At 69.1% G+C, this 23495-nt stretch carries 20 protein-coding genes; 8 read left to right on the forward strand and 12 right to left on the reverse strand.

Translation table 11 applies throughout. The annotated features are described in order from the left end of the window. Nucleotides 1–44 precede the first annotated feature (44 nt). From AC3WLE_RS25565 to AC3WLE_RS25600, 8 genes are all read right to left on the reverse strand, one after another. Nucleotides 45–413: a YbaN family protein gene (locus AC3WLE_RS25565; protein WP_492319065.1), complete on the reverse strand. Its 369-nt coding sequence runs from the start codon at nucleotides 411–413 to the stop codon at nucleotides 45–47. Between the two features lie 119 nt (nucleotides 414–532). Beyond that, nucleotides 533–1510 carry an NAD(P)H-dependent flavin oxidoreductase gene (locus AC3WLE_RS25570; RefSeq protein ID WP_492356931.1) on the reverse strand — a complete coding sequence of 326 codons (978 nt, stop codon included), beginning with the start codon at nucleotides 1508–1510 and terminating at the stop codon, nucleotides 533–535. A gap of 126 nt (nucleotides 1511–1636) precedes the next feature. Continuing rightward, a complete protein-coding gene (gene creC, locus AC3WLE_RS25575) occupies nucleotides 1637–3073 on the reverse strand; it encodes a two-component system sensor histidine kinase CreC (protein WP_492318898.1) in 1437 nt (478 codons plus the stop codon). A 9-nt stretch (nucleotides 3074–3082) separates the two neighbouring features. After that, nucleotides 3083–3781 carry a two-component system response regulator CreB gene (gene creB, locus AC3WLE_RS25580; protein WP_492318899.1) on the reverse strand — a complete coding sequence of 233 codons (699 nt, stop codon included), beginning with the start codon at nucleotides 3779–3781 and terminating at the stop codon, nucleotides 3083–3085. A gap of 171 nt (nucleotides 3782–3952) precedes the next feature. Beyond that, nucleotides 3953–5080: an NAD(P)/FAD-dependent oxidoreductase gene (locus tag AC3WLE_RS25585; RefSeq protein WP_492356930.1), complete on the reverse strand. Its 1128-nt coding sequence runs from the start codon at nucleotides 5078–5080 to the stop codon at nucleotides 3953–3955. 239 nt (nucleotides 5081–5319) lie between these two features. Then, nucleotides 5320–6645, reverse strand: coding sequence for a sigma-54-dependent transcriptional regulator (locus AC3WLE_RS25590; RefSeq protein ID WP_492356929.1), 1326 nt, complete (start codon nucleotides 6643–6645; stop codon nucleotides 5320–5322). 8 nt (nucleotides 6646–6653) lie between these two features. Beyond that, nucleotides 6654–8651, reverse strand: a complete 1998-nt coding sequence (locus AC3WLE_RS25595) for a sensor histidine kinase (protein ID WP_492356928.1) — start codon at nucleotides 8649–8651, stop codon at nucleotides 6654–6656. A gap of 82 nt (nucleotides 8652–8733) precedes the next feature. Beyond that, complete coding sequence (locus AC3WLE_RS25600) at nucleotides 8734–10032, reverse strand: dicarboxylate/amino acid:cation symporter (protein ID WP_492318903.1); 1299 nt, start codon at nucleotides 10030–10032, stop codon at nucleotides 8734–8736. A gap of 393 nt (nucleotides 10033–10425) precedes the next feature. On the opposite strand from AC3WLE_RS25600, the gene AC3WLE_RS25605 reads away from it, so the two are divergent. The 5 genes from AC3WLE_RS25605 to AC3WLE_RS25625 all read left to right on the forward strand — a co-directional run bounded on the left by AC3WLE_RS25605 (nucleotide 10426) and on the right by AC3WLE_RS25625 (nucleotide 14566). Then, nucleotides 10426–10746 (forward strand): (2Fe-2S) ferredoxin domain-containing protein, encoded by a 321-nt coding sequence (locus AC3WLE_RS25605; protein WP_010814863.1) that lies wholly within the window; start codon nucleotides 10426–10428, stop codon nucleotides 10744–10746. A gap of 148 nt (nucleotides 10747–10894) precedes the next feature. Further along, nucleotides 10895–11536: an alpha/beta hydrolase gene (locus tag AC3WLE_RS25610; protein WP_492318904.1), complete on the forward strand. Its 642-nt coding sequence runs from the start codon at nucleotides 10895–10897 to the stop codon at nucleotides 11534–11536. 62 nt (nucleotides 11537–11598) lie between these two features. Beyond that, complete coding sequence (locus AC3WLE_RS25615; RefSeq protein ID WP_010814861.1) at nucleotides 11599–12798, forward strand: D-alanyl-D-alanine carboxypeptidase family protein; 1200 nt, start codon at nucleotides 11599–11601, stop codon at nucleotides 12796–12798. Nucleotides 12799–12859: 61 nt separating this feature from the next. Continuing rightward, nucleotides 12860–13165, forward strand: coding sequence for a YbeD family protein (locus tag AC3WLE_RS25620; RefSeq protein ID WP_492356927.1), 306 nt, complete (start codon nucleotides 12860–12862; stop codon nucleotides 13163–13165). 204 nt (nucleotides 13166–13369) lie between these two features. Continuing rightward, nucleotides 13370–14566, forward strand: a complete 1197-nt coding sequence (locus tag AC3WLE_RS25625) for a class I SAM-dependent rRNA methyltransferase (RefSeq protein WP_492318907.1) — start codon at nucleotides 13370–13372, stop codon at nucleotides 14564–14566. Nucleotides 14567–14663: 97 nt separating this feature from the next. On the opposite strand, the gene AC3WLE_RS25630 is transcribed toward AC3WLE_RS25625, so the two are convergent. The 3 genes from AC3WLE_RS25630 to AC3WLE_RS25640 all read right to left on the reverse strand — a co-directional run bounded on the left by AC3WLE_RS25630 (nucleotide 14664) and on the right by AC3WLE_RS25640 (nucleotide 18068). Continuing rightward, complete coding sequence (locus tag AC3WLE_RS25630; protein WP_492352692.1) at nucleotides 14664–16763, reverse strand: ATP-dependent helicase; 2100 nt, start codon at nucleotides 16761–16763, stop codon at nucleotides 14664–14666. A gap of 150 nt (nucleotides 16764–16913) precedes the next feature. After that, nucleotides 16914–17450: a TlpA disulfide reductase family protein gene (locus tag AC3WLE_RS25635; protein WP_492356926.1), complete on the reverse strand. Its 537-nt coding sequence runs from the start codon at nucleotides 17448–17450 to the stop codon at nucleotides 16914–16916. Between the two features lie 111 nt (nucleotides 17451–17561). Further along, on the reverse strand, nucleotides 17562–18068 hold the full coding sequence (locus AC3WLE_RS25640; protein ID WP_492318910.1) for a SoxW family protein: 507 nt from the start codon (nucleotides 18066–18068) through the stop codon (nucleotides 17562–17564). Nucleotides 18069–18216: 148 nt separating this feature from the next. Between AC3WLE_RS25640 and AC3WLE_RS25645 the strand changes: the two genes are divergently transcribed. Then, on the forward strand, nucleotides 18217–18819 hold the full coding sequence (locus AC3WLE_RS25645; protein WP_010814855.1) for a hypothetical protein: 603 nt from the start codon (nucleotides 18217–18219) through the stop codon (nucleotides 18817–18819). An 83-nt stretch (nucleotides 18820–18902) separates the two neighbouring features. Further along, nucleotides 18903–19550, forward strand: a complete 648-nt coding sequence (locus AC3WLE_RS25650; RefSeq protein WP_492318911.1) for a LysE family transporter — start codon at nucleotides 18903–18905, stop codon at nucleotides 19548–19550. 239 nt (nucleotides 19551–19789) lie between these two features. Here AC3WLE_RS25650 and AC3WLE_RS25655 read toward each other — a convergent pair whose 3' ends face one another. Continuing rightward, nucleotides 19790–20512, reverse strand: coding sequence for a GntR family transcriptional regulator (locus tag AC3WLE_RS25655; protein WP_492318912.1), 723 nt, complete (start codon nucleotides 20510–20512; stop codon nucleotides 19790–19792). A 396-nt stretch (nucleotides 20513–20908) separates the two neighbouring features. On the opposite strand from AC3WLE_RS25655, the gene ptsP reads away from it, so the two are divergent. Continuing rightward, nucleotides 20909–23461, forward strand: coding sequence for a phosphoenolpyruvate--protein phosphotransferase (ptsP, locus tag AC3WLE_RS25660; RefSeq protein WP_492356925.1), 2553 nt, complete (start codon nucleotides 20909–20911; stop codon nucleotides 23459–23461). The last annotated feature ends 34 nt before the right edge of the window (nucleotides 23462–23495 follow it).

Consider the following 23495-nt stretch of genomic DNA (forward strand, 5'->3'; position numbering starts at 1 on the left):
GCCGGTGCGTCGACGGAGTGACGCGCTTCAATACGCCCGCATCCTCAAGACTTTCCCTCCTCCACCGGCCGGGTCGGCAGCCTGACCATCCAGACACTCACCCCCACCGCGCAAGCCAGCAACGCCGCGGAGGCAATCGGCCGCGCGCGCAGCATCCACGCGGTCGTCCCCATCGACGCCCACATCATCGACAATGCCAGGCACTTGGCCCGGAAGGGAATGCTGCGATGGCGCTGCCAGTCGCTGACCAGCGGCCCGAAGCGCGGATGTCCCAGCAGCCATTCATGGAAGCGCCGGGACCCCCGCGCGAAGCATGCCGCGGCCAGCAGTACGAATGGCGTGGTCGGCAGCACCGGCAGGAAGATGCCGATCACCCCCAGCAGCAGGAAGACCGCGCCCAGCACCACCCACATGGCGCGCAGCGCCTGCTGCCGGCGGCTCAGCGTGGCGTCGGAATCGGGCGGGGTGGTGGAGCTTGGACCAGGCAATGGTTGAATGAAGGGCCGCAATAGCGGCCCGGTGAAAACTTCGGTTAGCGCGCGATACCCAGGCGCGCCTTGGCGGCATCGTACTCCGCTTTCATGCGCGCGACGATTTCGCCGGCGGTGGGGATGTCGTGGATCTGGCCCACGCCCTGGCCGGCGCCCCAGACGTCCTTCCACGCCTTGGCCTTGGAGGCGCCGCTGGAGAAGTCCATCTTGCTCTTGTCGGCCACCGGCAGGTTGTCCGGATCCAGCCCCACGTTGCTGATGCTTTCGCGGATGTAATTGCCGTGCACGCCGGTGAACAGGTTGGTGTAGATGATATCGGCGGCGGCCGAGCTGGTGATCGACTGCTTGTACGATTCGGCAGCGTGGGCCTCCTGCGAGGCGATAAAGCGCGTGCCGACGTAGGCAAAGTCCGCGCCCATGGCCTGCGCGGCCAGCACCGCCTCGCCGGTGGCGATCGAGCCCGACAGCGCGATCGGGCCGTCGAAGATCTTGCGCACCTCGCCCACCAGCGCGAACGGCGACAGCATGCCGGCATGGCCGCCGGCGCCGGCCGCCACCAGGATCAGGCCGTCGACGCCGGCCTCGATCGCCTTCTCGGCATGGCGCATGCTGATCACGTCGTGCAGCACGATGCCGCCATAGCTGTGCACCGCGTCGATCATTTCCTTGACCGGTGCGCGCAGCGAGGTGATGAAGATCGGCACCTTGTGGTCCACGCACACCTTTATGTCATGTTCCAGCCGCGCGTTCGAGGTATGCACGATCTGGTTGACCGCGACCGGGCCCACCTGCGCGCCCGGGTTGGCGGCCTTGAAGGTGGCCAGCTCGCCTTCGATCTGGGTGAGCCACTCGTCGAGCAGCTCCGCCGGGCGCGCATTGAGCGCCGGGAACGAGCCGACGATGCCGGCCTTGCACTGCGCCAGCACCAGCTCCGGGTAGCTGACGATGAACATGGGCGAGGCGATGACGGGCAGGGCCAGGTTCTGCAGGGCCTGGGGCAGTTGCTTGGCGGCGGGCATGGTGTCTCCTGAACTACTGACGGGCACGTTGCAGGTGCCCTAAATGAACGGTCGTTCGATTATAGGGAGTTTCAGCGCGGTCACGTTAGAAGCCCCAGTCTATGCCGGTCCGGTCACCTCGTCGAACTACCCGGCCGGAAGGGTCAGTTCCGCCAGCGCGCCGCCGCCGGGGCGGTTGGCCAGCGTGACATCGCCATCATGCAACGTTGCCACCTCGCGTGCAAAGCACAGGCCCAGGCCGGTGCTCTTGTCCGCACCGTGCGGGCGCGGCAGCGAGTAGAAGCGCTCGAACACGCGCGGCAGGGCGTAGTCGGGGATGCCCGGGCCCTGGTCGGCGACGGCGATGGCCAGCGCGCCGCCGCGGCGCTCCAGCCGCACCGTGACTTCGCTGTCCGGCGGGGCGAAGTCGATGGCGTTCTCCAGCAGGTTGGCGATGGCCTGGCGCAGCAGGAACGGATCGCCGGCAACCAGGTCCGGGCTGGCGTCGGCGGCCAGCCGCAGCGTCACGCCGCGCTGGCGCGCGCGCGGTTCCAGTTCGCTGCCCAGTTGCGCCAGCAGCGGGGCCAGCCGCACCGGCTCGCGCACTTCCAGGCGCTGGCGCTGCTCCACATCGGCCAGTGCCAGCAGCTTGCGGATCATGGTTTCAAGCCGGCCCGACTGGGCCCGGATATTGGCGATGAAGCGCTGGCGGTCCGCCGCCGGCATCTCTTCCTGCAGCAGCTCGGCGGCGCCGCCGATCGCGGCCAGCGGGCTCTTCATCTCATGGGTCAGCGTGTGGATGTAGTGCTCGACATACTGCTTGTCTTCCAGCCGCTCGCGCATGCCCTGCACCGCGCGGCCCAACTCGGCCAGCTCGCTGCCGCCGCGCAGCGGCATCTCGGCGCGCTCGCCGGCCGCCACCGCGCGCGCATACCCGCGCAGCCGGCTCAGTCCATGCGCCAGCCACAGCGTGCAGGCCAGCCCGATCACGCAGGCAGCGCCGATCAGCAGGCCGCCGTAGAGCAGGATCTTGCGCTGGCTGCGCTCGATAAACGGCGCCATCGCCGCATTGGGCTTGGCCACGGTCAGCACGCCGATGATGCGCTCGCCGTCCGCGTCGCGTATTGGCGCGGCCACGTGCATCACGGTGCTGGCTTCGTCGTCGGGGTCGGTGCGCGTGCTGCGTGCGCCGTACTTGCCGCGCAGCGTCAGGTAGACATCGTTCCAGCGCGAATAGTCGCGGCCCACGTCAGTACCGGTGGAGTCAAAGCGCACGATGCCGTTGGCATCGGTCACGTAGACGCGGTAGCCGATGCTGTCCTTGTGCAGGCCCGACACATCGGCATTCACCGGCACATCGCGCAGCGCCGCCATGTGCCGCGCGAAATCGCCGTCGGCAATGCGGCCGGCCTTCATGTCGTCGGCGGCAAGCGCCGCGAGCACGTGCGCGGTGTCGATCAGCGTGTCTTCCATGGCCTGGCGCACGCCGGGCTTGACCTCCTGCACGAACACGCGCAGCGTCAGCACCGTGGCCAGTCCCACGATCAGGAAGAAGCCGAAGAAGATGCGCAGGCCGATATGCATGGCGTGCGCTCAGGGTTCCAGCGAATAGCCCATGCCGCGATGGGTGCGGATGCGCTCGGCGCCGTCGGCGGAAGCCTCCCGCAGCTTGGCGCGCAGGGTCTTGATATGGGTGTCGACGGTGCGGTCGCTGGTGTCGAGTGCATCTTCCCAGACGCACTCCATCAGCTGCGCGCGCGAGTAGATGCGGCCCGGATGTGTCACCAGCCAGGCCAGCAACAGGTACTCGTAGCGGGTCAGTTCCAGCCAGCGGCCGCGGTAGGCCAGGCGCGCGCCGTCCTTGTCGTGCGTGAAACCGGCGACCTCGTCGCCCTTCGCCGCCGCTGCACCGCCGCCGCGCGCCCGGCGCAGGATGGCGCGCACGCGCGCGGCCAGCTCGCGCGGCGAGAAGGGCTTGACCACGTAGTCGTCGGCGCCGATCTCCAGCCCGACGATGCGGTCGATCTCTTCATGGCGCGCGGTCAGGAAGACCACCGGCACATCGCAGAAGGTGCGCAGCGTGCGGCAGACCTCGAAGCCGCTCAGATCCGGCAGGCCCACGTCCAGGATCACCAGGTCGGCCGGGTCGGCGCGCATGCGCTCGAGCGCGGCGCCGCCGAGCGTGCAGTGCTCGGCCAGCATGCCGTCGGTGCGCAAGGCATAGAGGATGGTGTCGGCGATGGCCTGCTCGTCTTCCACCACCAGGATCCGCGGTTGTTCCATGCCCGGCATTTTAGTCCACTGAATCACTGAAATCGGTCGGCGCCTGCCATGTCATGCGGGCGCATCGCGTCGTTGCAAATGCTCGCAATAGCCGTGCTATTGCTGCGCTTTGCGTCTAGCGCTGCATCCCGCATGACATGTCCTTCGCCTCCCATTTCAGTGATTCAGTGGACCAGCCGGTCAGGCGCTGGTGGCTGCGCGCGGCGGCGGCGCGGGATCCTCGCCTCGGCGCTTGTGGAAATAGATCTGCTCCGCCGCCCAGCGCAGCGGCGGCGAGTACAGCATCAGGTCGAAGGGCCAGTCGCACTGGAAGCGGTCGAACATCCAGCGCAGCGCACGCTTGGCGCGAAAGCACGGCGCACTGGCGGTGGCGACGGCCTCCGGGGCCGGGCCGCCGCGCAGCAGGTGCGCGGCCACGGCCTGGCCGACCGACTCGCCATGGGCAAAGGCATAGTGGATGCCGCCTGCGGTGACCGGCGACACGATGCTGGCGGCATCCCCGGTCAGGATCACGCCGTCGCGCGCCAGCGGGAAGGCCGGGCCGCCGCATGGGATCAGCCCCGCGCGCGTCGCCGCAGGCTGCGCCAGCTGCGGCAGGCCGGCGCGCTCGCGCACATGCGCCAGCAGCCCGTCCAGGTCTGGCGCGCGGCCGTGCCGAGGCAGGTAGCGCAGCGCCAGGCCGGCCTGCACGCCGGTGGGGTTCTGCGCGATCCAGCCGATATAGCCGGGCGCGAAGCGCCGGGTGATGAAGCAGTGCAACGCGCCCGGCTCGGGCAGCGCCAGTCCCGGGAACTCGTACTCCACGCCATACAGGAAGCTGTGCACGCGCCCCAGCCCGGCACACTGGGCCACGCGCGACTTCGCGCCATCCGCGCCGACCAGATAGCGCGTATTGCCCACGCCGGTCACATGCCAGCCGCCGTTGCGCGGCACCGCGCCCACGAACGCCTGGCCCAGGCGCAGTTCGACCCGGTGGCGCACCAGTTCGGCGGCCAGCCAGCGCATCAGCCGCGGCGTATCGGTGGTGTGGAAGTAATAGCCGGGCGCGCTCAGGTCGATGCTGCGCAGCCTGGGCGAGTACAGCCGCACCTGCTCCACGCGGTGCACGCAATCGGCCGGTGCGCGGCCCAGCCAGGTCTGTTCGATGGCTTCCTTGACCAGGATGCCGGTGGTGTGGAGCTTGTCGCCCGGATCGGTCTTGCGTTCCAGCACCAGCACGCGCAGGCCGGCGCGCGCCGCGGCCAGGGCGCAGGCGGCGCCGGCAAAGCTGGCGCCGGCGATGACGATGTCGTAGTCGAAAGAGGGCATGGCAGTTCCCGGAGATGGCAGGGCTCCAGTCTGGCCAGCGGGGGTGAGGGGAATGTGTGGCGAGTGTGAAGTGGCGGGGCGGGGTGAACAACCCCAAAAAAACGCCCCGCATACGCGGGGCCGTCAATTACCACGAAGATTGATACACACGGCGGGCACCTGCCAATGCCGCAGCCGCCATTGAAGAATAGGCCGCCAATGTGACGGCGGCATGGCAGCGCAATGAAGGCAGCATGACATCACAGCCCGTAGCGCTTGATCTTGTCATAGAGCGTGGCCTTGCCGACTTGCAGCAAGTCCGCCGCCTGGCTGACCGCGCCGCCGGTGCGTGCCAGTGCATCCGCAATCACGGCGCGCTCGAAGTGCTCCATCCGCTCTCGCAGCGGCGCGGATTCATCGGGGCCCGCGGCCTGCGCACCTGCCTGCCCGCCCTCCGGCACGCCCAGCACCATCCGATCCGCCGCATTGCGCAGCTCGCGCACATTGCCCGGCCACGGACGCTGGGCCAGTGCCTGGCGTTGCGCCTCGGACAGGATCGGCGCCGGCCGTTGGTAGCGCACCGCGGACACCAGCGAGAAATGCTCGAACAGCGGCACGATGTCCTCGCGCCGCTCGCGCAGCGGCGGCAGCGCGATGGTGACCACGTTGAGCCGGTAATACAGGTCCTCGCGGAAGCTGCCCTGTGCCACCAGCGCATCCATGTCGCCCTTGGCCGCGGCGACGATGCGCACATCGATCTTCACCGAGGCATTCGAACCCAGCCGCTCCAGCGAGCCTTCCTGCAGTACCCGCAGCAGCTTGACCTGCAGCGCCAGCGGCATGCTCTCGATCTCGTCGAGGAAGAGCGTGCCGCCCGAGGCATGTTCGAGCTTGCCGATGCGGCGCTTGCCGGCACCGGTGAAGGCGCCGGCCTCGTGGCCGAACATCTCGCTCTCGAAGATGGCCTCGGGCACCGCGCCGCAGTTCAGCGCGATGAACGGGCCTTCGGCGCGGCCGGACAGCGCATGCAGGCTGCGCGCCACCAGTTCCTTGCCGGTGCCGGTCTCGCCGTTGATCATCACCGGCACGTCGGTGGGCGCGACATTGGCCACCAGCGCGCGCACCTGCCCGATCGCGGGCGAGCGGCCGATGATGCGCGTGCCCGCCGCGGGGCCGGCCAGTTCGCGGCGCAGCGCCTGGTTTTCCAGTTCCAGCGCGCGGCGTTCCAGCGCGCGGCGCACGGTGTCGGTGAGGCGGTCGGCGCCGAAGGGTTTTTCGATGAAGTCGTAGGCGCCTTCGCGCATGGCCTGCACGGCCATGGTGATGTCGCCGTGGCCGGTCACCAGGATCACCGGCACGCCCGGCGCGGCGTTGCGGCAGTGCTGCAGCAGGTCCAGCCCGCTGGCGCCGGGCAGGCGCACGTCGGTCACCACCACGCCGGCAAAGGCGCCGTGCAGGTGCGGGATCGCGGCCTCGGCTGAGGCCAGCGCCAGCACCGCGAAGCCGGCCAGCTCCAGGCTCTGCGCGGTGGCCTGGCGCACCAGCGGCTCGTCTTCGACAAACAGGACACGCAGACCGTCTTGCATGGCAATACTCATTGAGAGGCGGAAACCGATGGCGCCGGATCGATGGCGGGCGCGCGCGCCAGCACCAGCGTGAACTGCGCGCCGCCGCCGGGCAGGTTGGCCACGCTCAGCTGGCCGCCGAACTCGCGCACGATCGACGACGAGATTGCCAGCCCCAGCCCCAGGCCCTGCCCGGTTTCCTTGGTGGTGAAGAAGGGTTCGAACAGGCGCGGCAGCGCTTGCGGCGCGATGCCGGTGCCGTTGTCGCGCACGACGATGGTGACGGCGTGATCCTCTGCCTGCATGTCGAGATCGATCTGTCCCTGCGTCGGCGCGGCCGCAGCAATCGCATCGAGCGCATTGCCGAGCAGGTTCAGCAGCACTTGCTCCAGCTTCAGCTCGTCGGCGCGCACGGCCAGCCCGGGCAGGGCGTCCAGGCCGGTGACGTTGACGGTGACCGCGCCAAGGCGCGGTGCCAGCAGCGCCAGCACGTGATCGACCGCGGCGCGCAGCGCGACCGGCCGGTGCACCGGGCGCGCCTTGCCGGCGAACAGCTTGAGTTGGCCGGTGATCTTGCCCATGCGCTCGGTCAGGTCGGCAATGGCGGTCAGGTTGCCTTCGGCCGCGGCCAGCTGGCCGCGCTCCAGCAGCACGCGAGTGTTGTCCGAGAACGTGCGCAGCGCCGCCAGCGGCTGGTTCAGCTCATGCGTGATGCCGGCCGCCATCTGCCCCAGCGCGGCCAGCTTGCTGGCCTGCACCAGTTCGTCCTGGGCCGCGCGCAGCTCGCTTTCAGCACGGGTACGCTCGGCCACTTCGTCTTCCAGCTTTTCATTGATCGCCATCAGGTCGGCGGTGCGGGCCTCGACGCGGCGCTCCAGCTGGTCGTAGGCGGCCTCCAGCAGGCGGCGGCTGTACTGCATGTCGCGCGCGCGCTGGCGGCGCTGGCGCCAGTTGACCAGCAGCAGGCAGATGCAGGCATAGGCAAGCGCCGCCGCCACGGTGGCGTTGCGCGCATTGGCCAGCACCGGCTCCAGCGGCGCCATCACCTGCATGGTCCAGCCAGCCGGGCCGACCGTGCGGTCCAGTTCCAGGTAGCGGACGGCGCGTTCGGCGCCGTCCGGGGCAAAGGTGGTCTTGCTGGCGGGCGATTCGTCGCGCACGCGCACCAGCCGCGCGCCGTCGGCCAGCGTGGTGCCCGCCAGCCAGCGCGTGACCGGCGAGGTCAGCGGCTCCAGCGGCAGCGGCGTCACCGCGCGGCCGTGGTACTGGCGGGTCTTTTCCATGTCGGCCTGCAGCGCCGGCGGCAGCGGGCGCAGGGTGCGGTACTGCCAGGCCGATACCGACGACAGGAAGATCACGCCATGGTCGTCGCTGACCATCAGCGGCTCGGCGCCGCTGCCGGCGCGCTGGAACCACTCCAGGTTGAGCTTGACGACGGTCACGCCGATGACCTTGCCGCCGGACTCGACCGGCTGCGCGAGGTAGTAGCCGGGCTCGTCGCTGGTGATGCCGATGGCATAGAAGCGCCCCATCTTGCCGCCCGCGGCGGTCTGGAAGTAGGGGCGGAAGCGGTAGTCGGTGCCGACAAAGCTGCCGGGCTGGCCGTGGTTGCTGGCCGCCAGCGCAATGCCGTTGGCGGCGATCACATAAGTGGCCGAGGCATGCGCGCGGCGGTTGACCTCCGCCAGGTACTGGTTGGCGGCGGCCACGCGTTGCGGGTCGTTGGGGGAGTCCAGCAGCCCGCGCACGAAGGGGTGCAGCGAGACCAGCGCGGGCAGGAATTCGTAGCGGTCGAGGGTGCTTTCCAGCGTGGCGGCGTAGCGGTCGGCGCGCGTGGCCGTGCTTTGCTGCAGGCTGGCCAGGCCGCGCTGGACCGAGACCAGCCAGGTCAGCACGCACAGCAGCAGGAGACCGGCGGCCAGCGCCACGGCAAAGCCCCACCACCGCCCGCTGCCGGCGTCCGGCGCGTGGGCCGGACGGGTGGCGGCGGGGTCATGCACGGCGAGAAAATCGTCTGAGTGGGTCATCGGCGCGCGCGGGGGCTGTCGCGCCGATGATACCCGCTGGCGGGCGGCCGGGGCAGCCGTCCGCGCAGCGGTGGTGGCGCCCTCAGCGGACGCCCTGGCCCACGTCGGCAAGATCCGCCACATCGCCGCTGCCGCCGTTCAGCACGCTGGCCAGGCGCTTGCGGTCAAGCTCGCGCTCCCACGCAGAGACCACCACCGTGGCCACGCCGTTGCCGATGATGTTGGTCAGCGCGCGGCACTCGCTCATGAAGCGGTCGATGCCGAGGATCAGCACCATGCCCGCCACCGGGATGGCCGGCACCACCGCCAGCGTCGCGGCCAGCGTGATGAAGCCCGAGCCGGTCACGCCGCTGGCGCCCTTGGAGGTGATCATCGCCACCGCCAGGATGGTCAGCTGCTGCATCAGCGTCAGTTCGATGCCGGTGGCCTGCGCGATGAAGATCACCGCCATCGTCATGTAGATGTTGGTGCCATCCAGGTTGAACGAATAGCCGGTGGGCACCACCAGTCCCACCACCGAGCGCGAGCAGCCGAGCTTTTCCAGCTTCTCCATCATGTGCGGCAGCGCCGCTTCCGACGAGCTGGTGCCCAGCACGATCAGCAGCTCTTCCTTGATGTACGAGATAAAGCGCACGATGCTGAAGCCGGTCATGCGTGCGATCGTGCCCAGCACCACCAGCACGAAGATGATGGCGGTGAAGTAGAAGGTGCCGATCAGCTTGAGCAGCGGCACCAGCGAGCCCAGGCCGTACTTGCCGATGGTGAACGCCATCGCGCCGAAGGCGCCGATCGGGGCCACCTTGGTGATCACGTGGACGATGTGGAAGAACACCTTGGAGACCTGCTCGATCAGCTGCACCACGATGCGCGCGCGCTCGCCGAGCACGGCCAGCGCGGCGCCGAAGAACAGCGACACCAGCAGGATCTGCAGGATGTCGCCGTTGGCGAAGGCGCTGAAGACCGTGTCCGGGATGATGTGCATCAGGAACTCGATCGTGCTCTGGCCGTGCGCCTTGGACACGTACTGGGCGATCGCCTTGGTGTCCAGCGTGGCCGGGTCGATGTTGAAGCCCACGCCCGGCTTGAGCAGGTGCGCGGCGCCCAGCCCGATCAGCAATGCGAAGGTCGACACCACCTCGAAGTACAGCAGCGCCTTGCCGCCGACGCGGCCGACCTTCTTCATGTCGCTCATGCCGGCGATGCCGGTCACCACGGTGCAGAAGATGATCGGGCCGATGATCATCTTGATCAGCTTGATAAAGCCATCGCCGAGCGGCTTCATGGCCACGCCGGTGTCGGGCCAGTAGTGGCCGAGCAGGATGCCGACGCAGATGGCGAACAGGACCTGCACGTACAGGATCTTGTAGAAGGGTTTTCTCATGATGTCGTCCTCGGTGTTGACCGTACCCGGGCGCTATCGCGCGGGCCGCGCGCCGTCACGGTTGCGGCGCGTTCAGGGACGGGAATTCGCAACCGCCGTGCCAGTCAAACCGGCATTGCTAACTGGTTGATTCACAAGGAAACGCCGGCCAGGCAGGGGCGCGCGACCTCCGGGATTCCGGAAATCCGGACGGCGCGACTCCGGGGTTTCGGAATGCCGGATGTATCGCAGGTGCGCGAAGCGCCACCCGATGGGGGCCGGCGGCAACTTCGGCCGCCGTGCCAGGGCGCCGCCATCGCGGCCATGCCGCCGCGACACCGTATAATTCCGAGCTTCCGTTCAATGCCGTCCGGGCCGTGCCGCCGTCCGGGGCCGCCTTCTCACACCGTACGCATGAGCAGCTACTACCAGCACCACGTCTTCTTCTGCCTGAACCAGCGCGAGGCCGGCGAGAACTGCTGCGCCAACCACAACGCCCAGGCGATGCAGGAGTACGCCAAGAAGCGTTGCAAGGAACTGGGCATCGCCGGCGGCGAAGGCCGGGTGCGCATCAACAAGGCAGGCTGCCTGAACCGTTGTGAACTCGGCCCGGTGCTGGTGGTCTACCCCGAGGCCATCTGGTACACCTTTGTCGACGAGCACGACATCGATGAAATCATCGACAGCCACCTGATGAAGGGCAAGCCTGTCGAACGGCTGATGGTGGACCGCTGAACCAACCGAAGCCGGCGCATGCCGGCTTGTTGCTTCCCTGTTTTGCCGCTTTGCTGTATTGCCCCGCCGCCCGCCAGCCGGACGGTTTTTTCATTTTTGCCCGGGCTTCCCGCCGGGCGCTGGCTTCACCGCCATCCTGACCGCCATCATGAACGCGCATACCCAGGTACTTTCCATCGCCGGTCCCGCCGGTGCGATCGATCTCTCGGTAGACCTGCCGCAAGGTGAGCCGCGCGGCCTGGCGCTGGTAGCGCATCCGCATCCGTTGTTCGGCGGCACCAAGGACAACAAGGTCGCGCAGACGCTGGCGCGCAGCTTCGTGCAACTGGGCTATGCCACGGTGCGCCCCAACTTCCGCGGCGTCGGCGGCAGCGCCGGCGAGCATGACAACGGCATCGCCGAGCAGGACGACCTGCTGGCCGTGGTGGCCTGGATGCGCCAGCAGAGCGCGTGGTCGGCACAGGCCGCAACGCTGCCGCTGGCCATGGGCGGGTTCTCGTTCGGCAGCTTCGTCACCACCCACGTGGCGCGCCGCCTGGCCGAGGCCGGCACGCCCGCGCAGCGCCTGGTGCTGGTGGGCACCGCCGCCAGCCGCTGGCAGGTGGCCGAGGTGCCGGCCGACACCATCGTGATCCATGGCGAACAGGACGACACCGTGCCGCTGGCCAGCGTGTTCGACTGGGCCCGCCCGCAGGAGCTGCCGGTGATCGTGATCCCCGGCGCCGACCATTTCTTTCACCGCAAGCTGCATCTGATCAAGCAGCTCGTCGTCAATGCGTGGGACCGGTGAGGCCGGCACGCCGCCACCCGGACCATCCCCGCGCCACCTTCTTATTGTCGGAAAACAGAAACATGCTGAATAGAGCCACGACACGCCTTTCGTCCGCTTTTGCTCCCGCTGCCATTGCCGCCGCCATCGTGCTGGCGGCCGCGCCTGCCGCCGTCCTGGCGCAGGGTGTGCCGATGCCGCAAGTCGCAGCCAAGTCGTGGATGCTGTATGACGTGACCAGCGGCCAGGCCCTGGCGTCGCAGAATGCCGACGCGCGCATCGAGCCGGCCTCGCTGACCAAGCTGATGACCGCCTACCTGGCGTTCGAGGCACTCAAGGAAAAGCGCCTGACGCTGGACCAGGCGGTGGTGCCGACCAGCGTGGTGCTCAAGGTCAAAAGCGACGAGTCGCGCATGTTCATCGAGCCCAACAAGCCGGTCACCGTGCAGGACCTGCTGCTGGGCCTGATCGTGCAGTCGGGCAACGACGCCGCGCTGGCGCTGGCCGAAGCCGTGGGTGGCTCGGAAGAGGGCTTCGTCGCGATGATGAACCGCGAGGCCCAGCGCATGGGCATGAAGAACACCCACTTCACCAACACCGACGGCATTCCCGACCCGAACCACTACACCACCGCGGTCGACCTGGCCACGCTGACCACGCGCCTGATCAAGGACTTCCCCGAGTACTACGCCATGTACTCGCAGAAGGAGTTCACCTATAACAAGATCAGGCAGCCCAACCGCAACCGCCTGCTGTACATCGACCCGACCGTGGACGGCGTCAAGACCGGCCACACCAAGTCTGCCGGCTACTGCCTGATCTCGTCGGCCAAGCGGCCGCTGGCCAACGTCCCGGACGGCTCGCGCCGCCTGATCTCGATCGTGATCGGCACCACCACCGAACAGGTGCGCACCCAGGAAAGCCTGAAGATCCTCAACTACGGCTTCCAGTTCTTCGACACGCTGCGCCTGTACGACAAGGGCCAGGTGCTGGCCACGCCGGACATCTACAAGGGCAAGAGCGGCACGGTCAAGATCGGCGTGCAGAACGAGACCTTCGTCACCGTGCCCAAGGGCACCGGCGGACGCCTCAAGCCGGTGCTGGAGCGCCAGGAACTGCTGATCGCGCCGATCTCGGCAGGCCAGCAGGTGGGCATGGTCAAGCTGATGGACGGCACCAACAAGGTGGCGGAGTTCCCGGTGGTGGCGCTGGAAGAAGTGCCCGAGGCCGGCTTCTTCGGCCGCCTGTGGGACACCATCCGCCTGTGGTTCAAGCGCAAGTGACCTGAATGCGCGTAAGCCGGCGCGCCATGCGGCGCGCCGGTTTCGTGCCGGAGAATCCGACATGACAACCGACAACCAAGGCAGCTACAAGCCGGGCGACATCCCGCCGGAGCAGTCGCTGATCGAATACCCCAGCCACTTTCCCATCAAGGTGATGGGTGCGATGCAGGACGGCTTTGCCGAGGCCATCGTCACGCTGGTGCAGGAGTTCGATCCCGACTTCCACGCCGGCAAGATGGAAATGCGTCCCTCCAGCGGTGGCAACTACCTGGGCCTGACCGTGACGGTGTGGGTCACCAGCCGCGAGCAGCTCGATGATTTGTATCGGGCGCTGACTTCGCATCCGATGGTGAAGGTCGTCCTCTAAGGCGGCTTTCCCGCATTGTTTTCTCCCCTCTCCCGCGCGCGGGAGAGGGGCCGGGGGTGAGGGCAGGCGCTGGCATACCGACACGCGCCACTACGTTGACGCTCCCGCCCTCTCCCCCAACCCCTCTCCCGCCGTGCGGGAGAGGGGAGCCCGACCGCTGCGTGGGAAGTGTTTCCGCAGCGGCATGCATTCTCCCTGATCGACATGAACACCATCACCCTGAAACCCGGCAAGGAAAAATCCCTGCTGCGCCGCCACCCGTGGATCTACGCCACCGGCATTGCCACGACCGAAGGGCGCTGCGAGCCGGGCGCGACCGTGATCGTGCGCGCCGCCGACGGCCGCTTCCTGGCCAAGGCCGCCTACAGCCCCGAGTCACAGATCCGCGCGCGCGCGTGGACCTTCGATGAAAACGAGCCGGTCGACCACGCCCTGTTCAAGCGCCGCGTGGCCGCGGCCATTGCCTACCGGCGCCAATGGGTGAAGGACAGCGACGCAGTGCGGCTGATCTTCGGCGAATCCGACCGGCTGCCCGGCCTGATCGTCGATTACTACGGCAACGGTGATAAGGGCCAGCTGGTGTGCCAGTTCAATTCGGCCGGGGTGGAACACTGGAAGACCGCGATCGTGCAGGCACTGGTCAAGGAAACCGGCTGCCCCAACGTCTATGAGCGTTCCGACGCCGCCGTGCGCCAGCGCGAAGGCCTGGAGCTGGTGACGGGCGTGCTGGCCGGCGCCGAGCCGGATCCGGCGCTGTCGGTCACAGAACACGGCGTGCGCTACTACGTCGACGTGCGCAATGGCCACAAGACCGGCTTCTATGTCGACCAGCGCGACAACCGCAAGCTGGTGGGCGACCTGGCCGCCGGGCGCGAGGTGCTGAACTGCTTCTGCTATACCGGCGGCTTCTCGCTGGCCGCGCTGCGCGGCGGCGCGAAAGCGGTGACGTCGATCGATTCGTCGGGCGAGGCGCTAAAGATCGCGGCGGGCAACGTGACGCTGAACGGCTTCGACCCGGAGCGCGCGGCGTGGCTAGACGCCGACGTGTTCAAGACGCTGCGCGAATTCCGCGCCGAAGGGCGTCAGTTCGACCTGATCGTGCTGGACCCGCCCAAGTTCGCGCCGTCGGCGCAGCATATCGACCGTGCCGCGCGTGCGTACAAGGAGATCAACCTGGTCGGCACGCAGCTGCTGCGGCCGGGTGGTCTGCTGTTCACGTATTCGTGCTCGGGCGCGATCAGCATGGAACTCTTCCAGAAGATCGTGGCAGGCGCGGTGACCGATGCGCGGGCGGATGCGCGCATCCTGCGCAGGCTGTCGGCTGGCACCGATCACCCGATGCTGGCAGCCTTCCCGGAAGGGGAGTATCTGAAGGGGTTGTTGTTGGAGCGGGTGGGGTAAGGCCGGATCAACGAGCGGCTGTGGCGTTGGCCGGCCGCTTGTTTTCTCCCCTCTCCCGCGCGCGGGAGAGGGGAGCACGGCGAGAGAAATCTGACCCTCACCGCCACATATTCCGCATCCGGCTGGCCAGGTCCACCGGCGCCAACGCCGGTTTCACTGACCCTTCGCCAGGCATCGGCGGCGGCGGCCATGACCGGCTGTGGAAATTCGGCATCACGCGATTCGGGATGAATCGCGTACGCGACGCATACACATGCCGGTCGCCAAATCCCACCTGCTGGTGCACGTAGAACCGCTGCGGCACGATGACGTCCAGATGGTCCTTGGCCCGCGTCATCGCCACATACAGCAGGCGCCGCTCTTCCTCGATCTCCTCGGTCGTGCCCGTCGCCAGATCGCTCGGCATGCACCCGTCCACGGCGTTCAACACATACACTGCCTTCCACTCCTGCCCCTTGGCCGAATGGATGGTCGACAGGATCAGGTAGTCCTCGTCGCGCGAGGGCACGCCGGATTCATCGCTGGAGGCGCTGGGCGGGTCCAGCGTCAGCTCGGTCAGGAAGCGCTCGCGCGCGCCGTAGGTGGCGGCGATGCGCTCCAGTTGCTGCAGGTCGGCCTGGCGCGCGGCGGCGTCGTCGTGCAGGCGCTCCAGGTGCGGCGCGTACCAGGCCAGCACCTGCTCGAATTCCGACGGCCACGGCGAGGTGGGCGCCATCAGCGCGCGCGCCAGTGCCAGCAGGTCGGCCCAGGCGGGTGCGGCGGCCGGCGGCGGCTCGAATTCCTCCAGCGAGAACAAGGGCTCGGTGGCCAGCGCCATCGCATCGAGCACGCGCGCCGCGGTCTTGGGGCCGATGCCGGGCAGCAGCTGCAGCGTGCGGAAGCCCGCCATGCGGTCGCGCGGGTTTTCCAGCCAGCGCACCACCGCCAGCACGTCCTTGACGTGGGTCGATTCCAGGAATTTCAGCCCGCCGAACTTCACGAACGGGATATTGCGCCGGGCCAGCTCGATCTCTACCTGCGCGCTGTGGTCGGCGGCGCGGAACAGCACCGCCTGTGCCATCAGCGTCAGGCCCGCCTCGCGCCGTGCCAGCACCTGCTCGACCACGTAGCGGGCCTGGTCGGCCTCATCGTTGACCACGATCACGCCGGGCTTTTCGGCCGAGGCGCGCTCGGACCACAGGTCCTTGGTATAGCGCTCGGCCGCCAGCCCGATCACGGCGTTGGCGGCCTGCAGGATCGGCTGCGTCGAGCGGTAGTTCTGCGACAGCGTGACCTGCTGCGCGGCCGGCGTGAACCGAGCCGGGAAGTCCAGGATATTGCGCACGGTGGCGCCGCGGAAAGCGTAGATCGACTGCGCGTCGTCGCCCACCACAGTCAGGCCGCGGCCGTCCGGCCGCATGGCCAGCAGGATCGACGCCTGCAGCGCATTGGTGTCCTGGTATTCGTCGACCAGCACGTGGTCGAAGCGCGCGCCCATGTCCTGCGCGATGGTGGGCTCGGCCATGGCCTGCGCCCAGTACAGCAGCAGGTCGTCATAGTCCAGCACATGCTGCTTCTGCTTGGCCTCGACATAGCCGGCGAACAGGGTGCGCAGCGCATCGGCCCACATCGCGTAGCGCGGGAACTGCTGCTTGAGCACGTCTTCCAGCGGCGCCTGGGTATTGACCACGCGCGAGTAGATCGCCAGGCAGGTTTCCTTCTTCGGGAAGCGGCTGGCGGTCTCGGACAGGCCCAGGTCGTGGCGCACCACGTGCATCAGGTCGGCGGCATCGCCGCGGTCGCTGATGGTGAAGGCAGGCGACAGGCCCAGGGTCTCGGCGTATTCGCGCAGCAGGCGCGCGCCGATGGCGTGGAAGGTGCCGGACCACTGCAGCGCCGCGCGCCCCGCGCCGGTCTGGGTGCCGAGTGCCTGGTCGACGATGCGCTCGACGCGCCGTCCCATCTCGGCCGCGGCGCGGCGCGAGAACGTCAGCAGCAGGATGCGGCGCGGATCGGCGCCGGCCAGCACCAGGTGCGCGACCCGGTGCGCCAGCGTATTGGTCTTGCCCGAGCCGGCGCCGGCGATGATCAGCAGCGGCGCGTCGCTGCCGTGTTCCACCGCGGCGCGCTGCTCCGGGTTGAGCCGGGACAGGTAGGCGGGGACGTCATCGGCTTCAGGGGCCGCGAGGTCGGTGGCGGGGGCTAGGTCCAAAGTCACAGGCGGGGCTCGGGGATGGCTCAGAAAAGGCTGGCGCCAACTGTATATCCATACAGGGATGTCGCGCAACCTGCTGCCCTGGCGATCATGCGTAAAAACAAAAAAAGGTGCTCGATGAGCACCTTTTTGCTGCGGTTGCCGCCGGGAACGTTACGCGGACTTTGCCAGCGCGCCATCCAGCAGCTTGTGCAGCGCATCCCACTCGGGCTCGCCCACATAGCGCTTCAGGATGCGGCCGTCCTTGTCGACCACGAAGGTGGTCGGCGTCAGCTGCACATTGCCGAAGGCCTTGGCCGCGCTGCCGTCGGAATCCATCGCCACCTTGAACGGCAGGCCGCGCGTCTTGGTGTAGTTCATCACATACATGGGCGGGTCGTAGTTCATCGCCACGGCGACGAATTCCAGCCCCTTGCCCTTGAACTGCTCATAGGTGCGGACCATGTCCGGCATTTCCTTGACGCAGGTGGCGCAGCTGGTGGCCCAGAAATTGATCATGTAGACCTTGCCCTTGAGGTCGGCGGTGCTGACCTTCTCGCCCGACAGCAGCGTGAAGGTGGCCGCCGGGGCCGTATTGGCCGGCGACAGCGCGCGGTAGCCGAACCAGCCCAGCAGCGCGAGCACGACCACGGCCACGACGATGGGCCAGGGCTTGCGGGAGGTTTTGGTGGCAGGGGCAGCAGTGGTCATGGAATCCGGGTCAGGCAGGTTCGGTCAGCAATGGGACATTCTAATGCCGCGGGCGTTCGCGCGCTGCGCGGGGCCGGGCTGCGGCAATCTGCCGCAAGCGCCCCAACCGGTTCAGCGCCGGGTGGCGATGGCGGCGCGTGCCTGGTCCAGCGCCTGTTCCAGGTAGGCGCCGTAGAAATCCGGCTGCATGCCGCGCAGCGGGCCGGCGGCGGCGCGGCCCTGGCGGTCCAGGAACAGCACCGTGGGCGCCACCCGCACCTGGTGCGCGCGGGCCCACGCGCGCGCGGTGGTCAGGCTGCCGTCGGCATCGCGCAGCGGGGTGTCGGCGGTCATGTCGAGCTCGCGCACGGCAATTTCGCCGGCGGCGGCCTGCGGGCCCAGGTAGTTGCGGCGCACCGCATCGCAATAGCTGCAGCCCGGCATCGACACCAGCACCACCAGCGGCTCGCCGCGGCGCGCGGCCTCGGTGCCGTGGGCGCCCAGGTCGGTGGCCGGCGGCAGGTGGGCGGGGCTGGCGGCGGCGGGCATGCCGGTCGCGGCTGCCAGCAACGCGCTCGCGGCCACCCAGCGCAAGCTGGTGATGGCAAAGGCGTGGCGGGCGATGCGGGCGGCAGGCATGGCGGAAACCGGGGGCAGTGGGGCAGTGGGAGCGGCGCGGCAAGCACTGGCGCGCCGCTTTCGGGATAATACCGGTTTCCGCCCGCAGGCGATGGCGCCCGCCAGCGCCGCCCGCAGCCTGTGCGCGCCGTCCCCCCATGGATTCCCGATGCGTCTTGTGCCGCCCCCGCCGAGCTTTCCTGCCGCTGTCCGCCGGCCGCTGCTGTGCTGTGCCGCTGTGCTGGCATTTGCCCTGTGCGCCTGTTCTCCGCGCTATGACTGGCGCACCATCCAGTCCGGCGAGGGCGCCTATGCCGCGCTCTACCCGGGCAAGCCCACCAGCGCCGCGCGCGATGTGACCATTGCCGGGCGCAAGCTGCCGATGACGATGGAAGCCGCGCGCGTCGACGACACGCTGTTCGCCGTGGGCGTGGTGACGCTGCCCGCCGATGACGAAGCGCTGCGGCGCGAGGCGCTCGCGGCGATGCAGGCCGGCCTGCTGGCCAACCTTGGCACGCCCTCTGGCGAGCCGCGCGCGCGGCCCGTCACCGTGATGAGTGCAGACCGTCCGGGCCGCCCGCTTGCCGGCGTGGAAGTGCAGGCGAGCGGGGTGTCGCCGCAGGACCAGTCGCCGCGCCGGCTGACGGCGCGCCTGGTGGCCGTGGGTACGCGCGCGTACCAGGCGGTGGTGCTGGAATCGGGCGATGCCGCGCGCGACGCGCGCCAGGCCGAGCAGGTGGAGCAGTTCCTGGGCGGCTTCCACCCGTTCTGACGCGCCGCGCCGCAGGAAACATTGTTTGTGCCGTGGCTGCGGGATCGTGGCCCCGGCATGGTAGTCGTCAAAGGAGAGTTGGAATGCGTTGGGAAGTCTGGTTGGCTTATTTCGCCGCGTGCTGGGTGATCGCCGTGTCGCCAGGGTCGGGCGCGGTGCTGTCGATGAGCCATGGGCTCTCGTACGGGCTGCGCAGGACCACTACCACCATCTTCGGCCTGCAGGCCGGGCTGGTGATCGTGCTGCTGGTGGCGGGCGGCGGCCTGGGCGCGCTGCTGCTGGCCTCGGAGCAGGCCTTCATGGTGGTCAAGACGATTGGCGCGCTGTACCTGATCTACCTCGGCGTGCAGCAATGGCGCGCGCAGGTGGAGAGCGGGGCGGACCAGGGTGGCAGCGCCGCCCCCGCGCGCGTGGCGGTGATGAGCCGGCGCCGGCGCTTTGCCGCCGGCCTGCTGACCAATGTGACCAACCCCAAGGGCATCATCTTCATGGTCGCGGTGCTGCCGCAGTTCATCGATCCCAACCGGCCGCTGGCGCTGCAGCTGGCGATCCTGGCGGCCACCATGTGCTGCGTGGACCTGGTGGTGATGCATGGCTATGCGCTGCTGGCTTCGCGTATGCAGGGGCTGTTCCGCAATGCGCGCGCGGTGCGCTGGCAGAACCGATTTTTCGGCAGCGTGCTGATGGCGGTGGGCGCGGCGCTGTTCTTCGTGCGCCGGCAGCACGCCTGAACGGGGCCTCGATCAACACTGGCGCGCACTGGCCGGGTTTGCTTCAATGAGGAGGTACCCCGGTCACGGAGACTCCGCATGCCCGCCTCGCTGAACCCCTACGCCGGTGCGCGCTTGCAGCCGCGCCATACCGTGCCCCCGGACGAAGAGCCCGCGCCGCCGGGCGTGCCTCCGAACTTGCCGTTGCCGCCAGAGGAAGACCCGACCCCATCCCCGGTCGAGCCGCCTGTGGCCGGCCGCTACTGCTTGAGTTCGTAGAAGTCGTTCAGGCAGTAGGCGTCGGTCAGTTCGACCGGCTTGTCGCCATGGGTATAGCCGGTGCGCAGGATATGCAGCAGCGGCTCCCCCGGCGCGATATTCAGGCGCGTGGCCAGTTCCTCGCTGGCGACGATCGCGCGCAGCTTCTCGGTCACGCGCAGCACTGGCTGGCCGATCCGCTCCAGGTAGGCATAGAGTGATTCGCCGATGGCGCTGGCGTCCGGCAGAACCGCCAGCGCCAGCGTGGTCACGTCCATCCAGAAGGTCTGGCCGTCGGCCTTGCGCAGCCGGGTCAGCCTGACGATCTCTTCGCCTTCCGGCAGTGCCAGCGCCGCGGCCTCCTGCGTCGTGGCGCGGCGGCGTTCGAACGCCACCAGCTCGCTGGCCGGCGTCATGCCGCGCCGGCGCGCCAGCTCGCTGAAGTTGTCCAGCCGCGCCGCCTTCTGCTCAGGGCGCGGCGCGATAAAGGTGCCCGCGCCGCGGCTGCGCGTGATCGCGCCTTCCTCTGCCAGCATCTGCAGCGCGCGCCGGGCCGTGACGCGTGAAATCCCCAGTGAATCCACCAGCGTGCGCTCGGACGGCAGCGCGTCGCCCACCCGCCATTGGCCGGCCTGGATGGCCGCAGCCAGCCTGCGCGCCACTTGCAGGTAGATCGGCGTCGCCTCCGCTTCGTCTGGCTTGAGGGCCTGCAGCCGTTGATCCATTGCGAATCCTCGTAGGTACCAGAATGTGGGGGATGATGATACCACTTTAGGACATGTCAAGTCGATGTGGATGGACTTGCGCCGCCTGGGTGATGAAGGCGCCACAGCCTCGCTTGTCGTCAATTGGTATTAAAAAGATTTCACTGATTATGCTGGCGGAAAGCGCTGCCGGGGTTGAGGGAAATCCTGGCTGTCTTCAAGGATTGTGTGATGAATCTGCCAAATGTGCGGGCCGTGCAAGCGCTGCTTTGCCTCACCTCAATAAAGATGCCACTTAGATACAATAACGTTGTAGTGGTTTTCACTGGTATTTTTATTGTCGGTGGCCGTCTATCTTTCCCCTGACCCTGGCGCCGCCGCATTCCCGCGCCGGCTGCCGCGATTTCTGGAAGCAAGATGGCTGAGACGAGCGAAACCCTGTTGCTGCGGGCTCCGGTGAGCGGAGTGCTGCTTCCCCTCGCGGCGGTGCCGGACCCGGTTTTTGCCGACGGCATGTTCGGCGACGGCCTGGCCATCGACCCCCTGAGCGACACGCTCGTGGCGCCTTGCGACGGCACCATCGTCCACCTGGCTGCTACCGGCCACGCCCTGACGCTGCAGGCCCCGTGCGGGGCGCAGGTGCTGCTGCATGTCGGCATCGATACGGTGTCGCTGCGCGGCGAAGGCTTTGCGCCTTGCGTGGCGCAGGGCGCTGCCGTGCGCCAGGGCGATGCGCTGATCCGTTTCGATGTCGACCGCGTCGCGCAGCAGGCGCCGAGCCTGGTGACGGTGATGGCGATCGCCAATGGCGATGCCTTCACGGTCGCCGCCAGGACCGACGCGGCGCAGGCCGAGGCAGGCCGCACGGTGCTGCTGCAGGTGCGTGCCGCGAATGCTGCGGCGCCTGCGCGGGAAGACCACGCGACCGCGGCCGAACAGCGGCGCTCGGTCACGCTGGCCTGCCCGGGCGGCCTGCACGCCCGGCCCGCGGCACGGGCGCGCGAAGCCGCGCGCGGCCTGGACGCCACCGTCGCATTGCACTACGGCGGCCGGCAGGCGAGCCTGGCCAGCCTGGTGGCGCTGCTGGGCCTGGCCGCCGGCGAGGGCGCCACGGTCGAGCTGGTCGCGACCGGGCGCGATGCCGGCGCCGCGCTCGATGCGGTCGCGTACGAACTGCAACGCGCCGGCGTGGGCGAAGAAGAACCCGTACCCACGGTGGCCGCATCGGTGGCGCAGCCCGGCCCGGGCGCCGACCTGCCGGCGGGTGGCATCCCCGGCGTGGCCGCCGCCCCCGGCATCGCGATCGGCACGCTGCACTGGTGGCGCGAGACCACGCCGGAGCCGGCCGAGGCCGGCCAGGGCATTGCTGCCGAGCGCGAGACCCTGCGCGCCGCGCTGGCGGCCATCGACGCCCAGTTGGCCCATGAGAGCGAAGCCGCCGCCGCGCGCCGCGCCGGCGCCGAGGCCGGCATCTTCGCCATGCATCGCGCGCTGCTGGAAGACCCGGCCCTGCAGGCCGCGGCCGAGACCATGATCGCCGCCGGCAAGAGCGCGGGCTTTGCCTGGCGCGAGGCCACCCGGGCCGAAGCCGCCATGCTTTCCGCGATGGCCGACCGCCGCATGGCCGAACGTGCCGCCGACCTGCTGGATCTGGGCAAGCGCGTGCTGCGTGCGCTGGCCCCGGCGGGCAGTGTCCCGGTCCAGCTGCCCGCACCGGCCGCCGACGGCGATGTCATCGTGCTGGCCGCCGGGGAATTCACGCCCTCCGACCTGACCGGACTGGACCGCACCCGGGTTGCCGCACTGGTGATGGCGCGCGGCGGCCCGACCTCGCACGCGGCCATCATCGCGCGCCAGCTCGGCATCCCTTGCCTGGTGGCGCTGGGCAGCGCGCTGGAGCGCCTGCAGGACGGCACGCCGGTCATCGCCGACGGCGACAGCGCCCGCCTGCACGCCTGCCCCGATGCGCATTTGCTGGCCGCCGCCGCCAGCGCCGTCAGGCTGCGCACGCAGCAGCACGAGGCCGACCTGCGCGCCGCGCACGCCGCCGCCAGTACCCGCGACGGCGTGCCTGTCGAGGTGGCCGCGAATATCGGCAGCCTCGACGACGCCCGCAATGCCGTGGCGCATGGTGCCGATGCGGTCGGCTTGCTGCGCACCGAACTGCTGTTCCTGCACGGCGACGCAGCCCCCGCGGCGGCGGACCATACCGCCAGTTGCCAGGCGATTGCCGATGCCCTGCAGGGCCGCAGCGCGATCGTGCGCACGCTTGATATCGGCGCCGACAAGGACGCCGCCTGGCTGCACCTGCCTGCCGAAGACAACCCCGCCCTGGGCCTGCGCGGCGTGCGCCTGGCACAGGTGCGCCCGCAACTGCTGGACGACCAGCTGCGCGGCCTGCTGGCCGTGCGCGCGAGCGCGCCGCTGCGCATCCTGCTGCCGATGGTCAGCGAGGTCGGCGAACTGCTGGCCTGGCGCGAACGCATCCGTGCGCTGGCGGCCGAAGCCGGCGCCGATCCCGAGATCGAGGTCGGCGTGATGATCGAAGTCCCGTCCGCCGCGCTGCTGGCCGACCAGCTGGCGGAGCACGCCGATTTCTTCTCGATCGGCACCAACGACCTGACCCAGTACACCCTGGCCATGGACCGCTGCCAGCCGGAACTGGCGGCGCGCATGGACGGCCTGCATCCCGCGGTGCTGCGCATGATCGCCGCCACCACCGAGGGCGCCGCGCGCCACGGGCGCTGGGTAGGCGTGTGCGGCGCGCTGGCGGGCGACCCGCTGGCCGTGCCGGTGCTGGTCGGGCTGGGCGTGACCGAGCTTTCCGTCGACGCCGGGCTGGTGCCGGGCGTCAAGGCGCGCGTGCGCGCGCTCTCGCATGCCGATTGCCGGCAGCGCGCAGGCGAACTGCTGCGGCTGCCGTCAGCCGCAGCGGTGCGCGACGCGTGCCGCCGCTACTGGCCGGCATAAGCGCCGGTCGACCACAACCCAATACGCGCCACGC

The sequence above is a fragment of the Cupriavidus sp. FW306-1B-F12B genome (assembly GCF_058781795.1).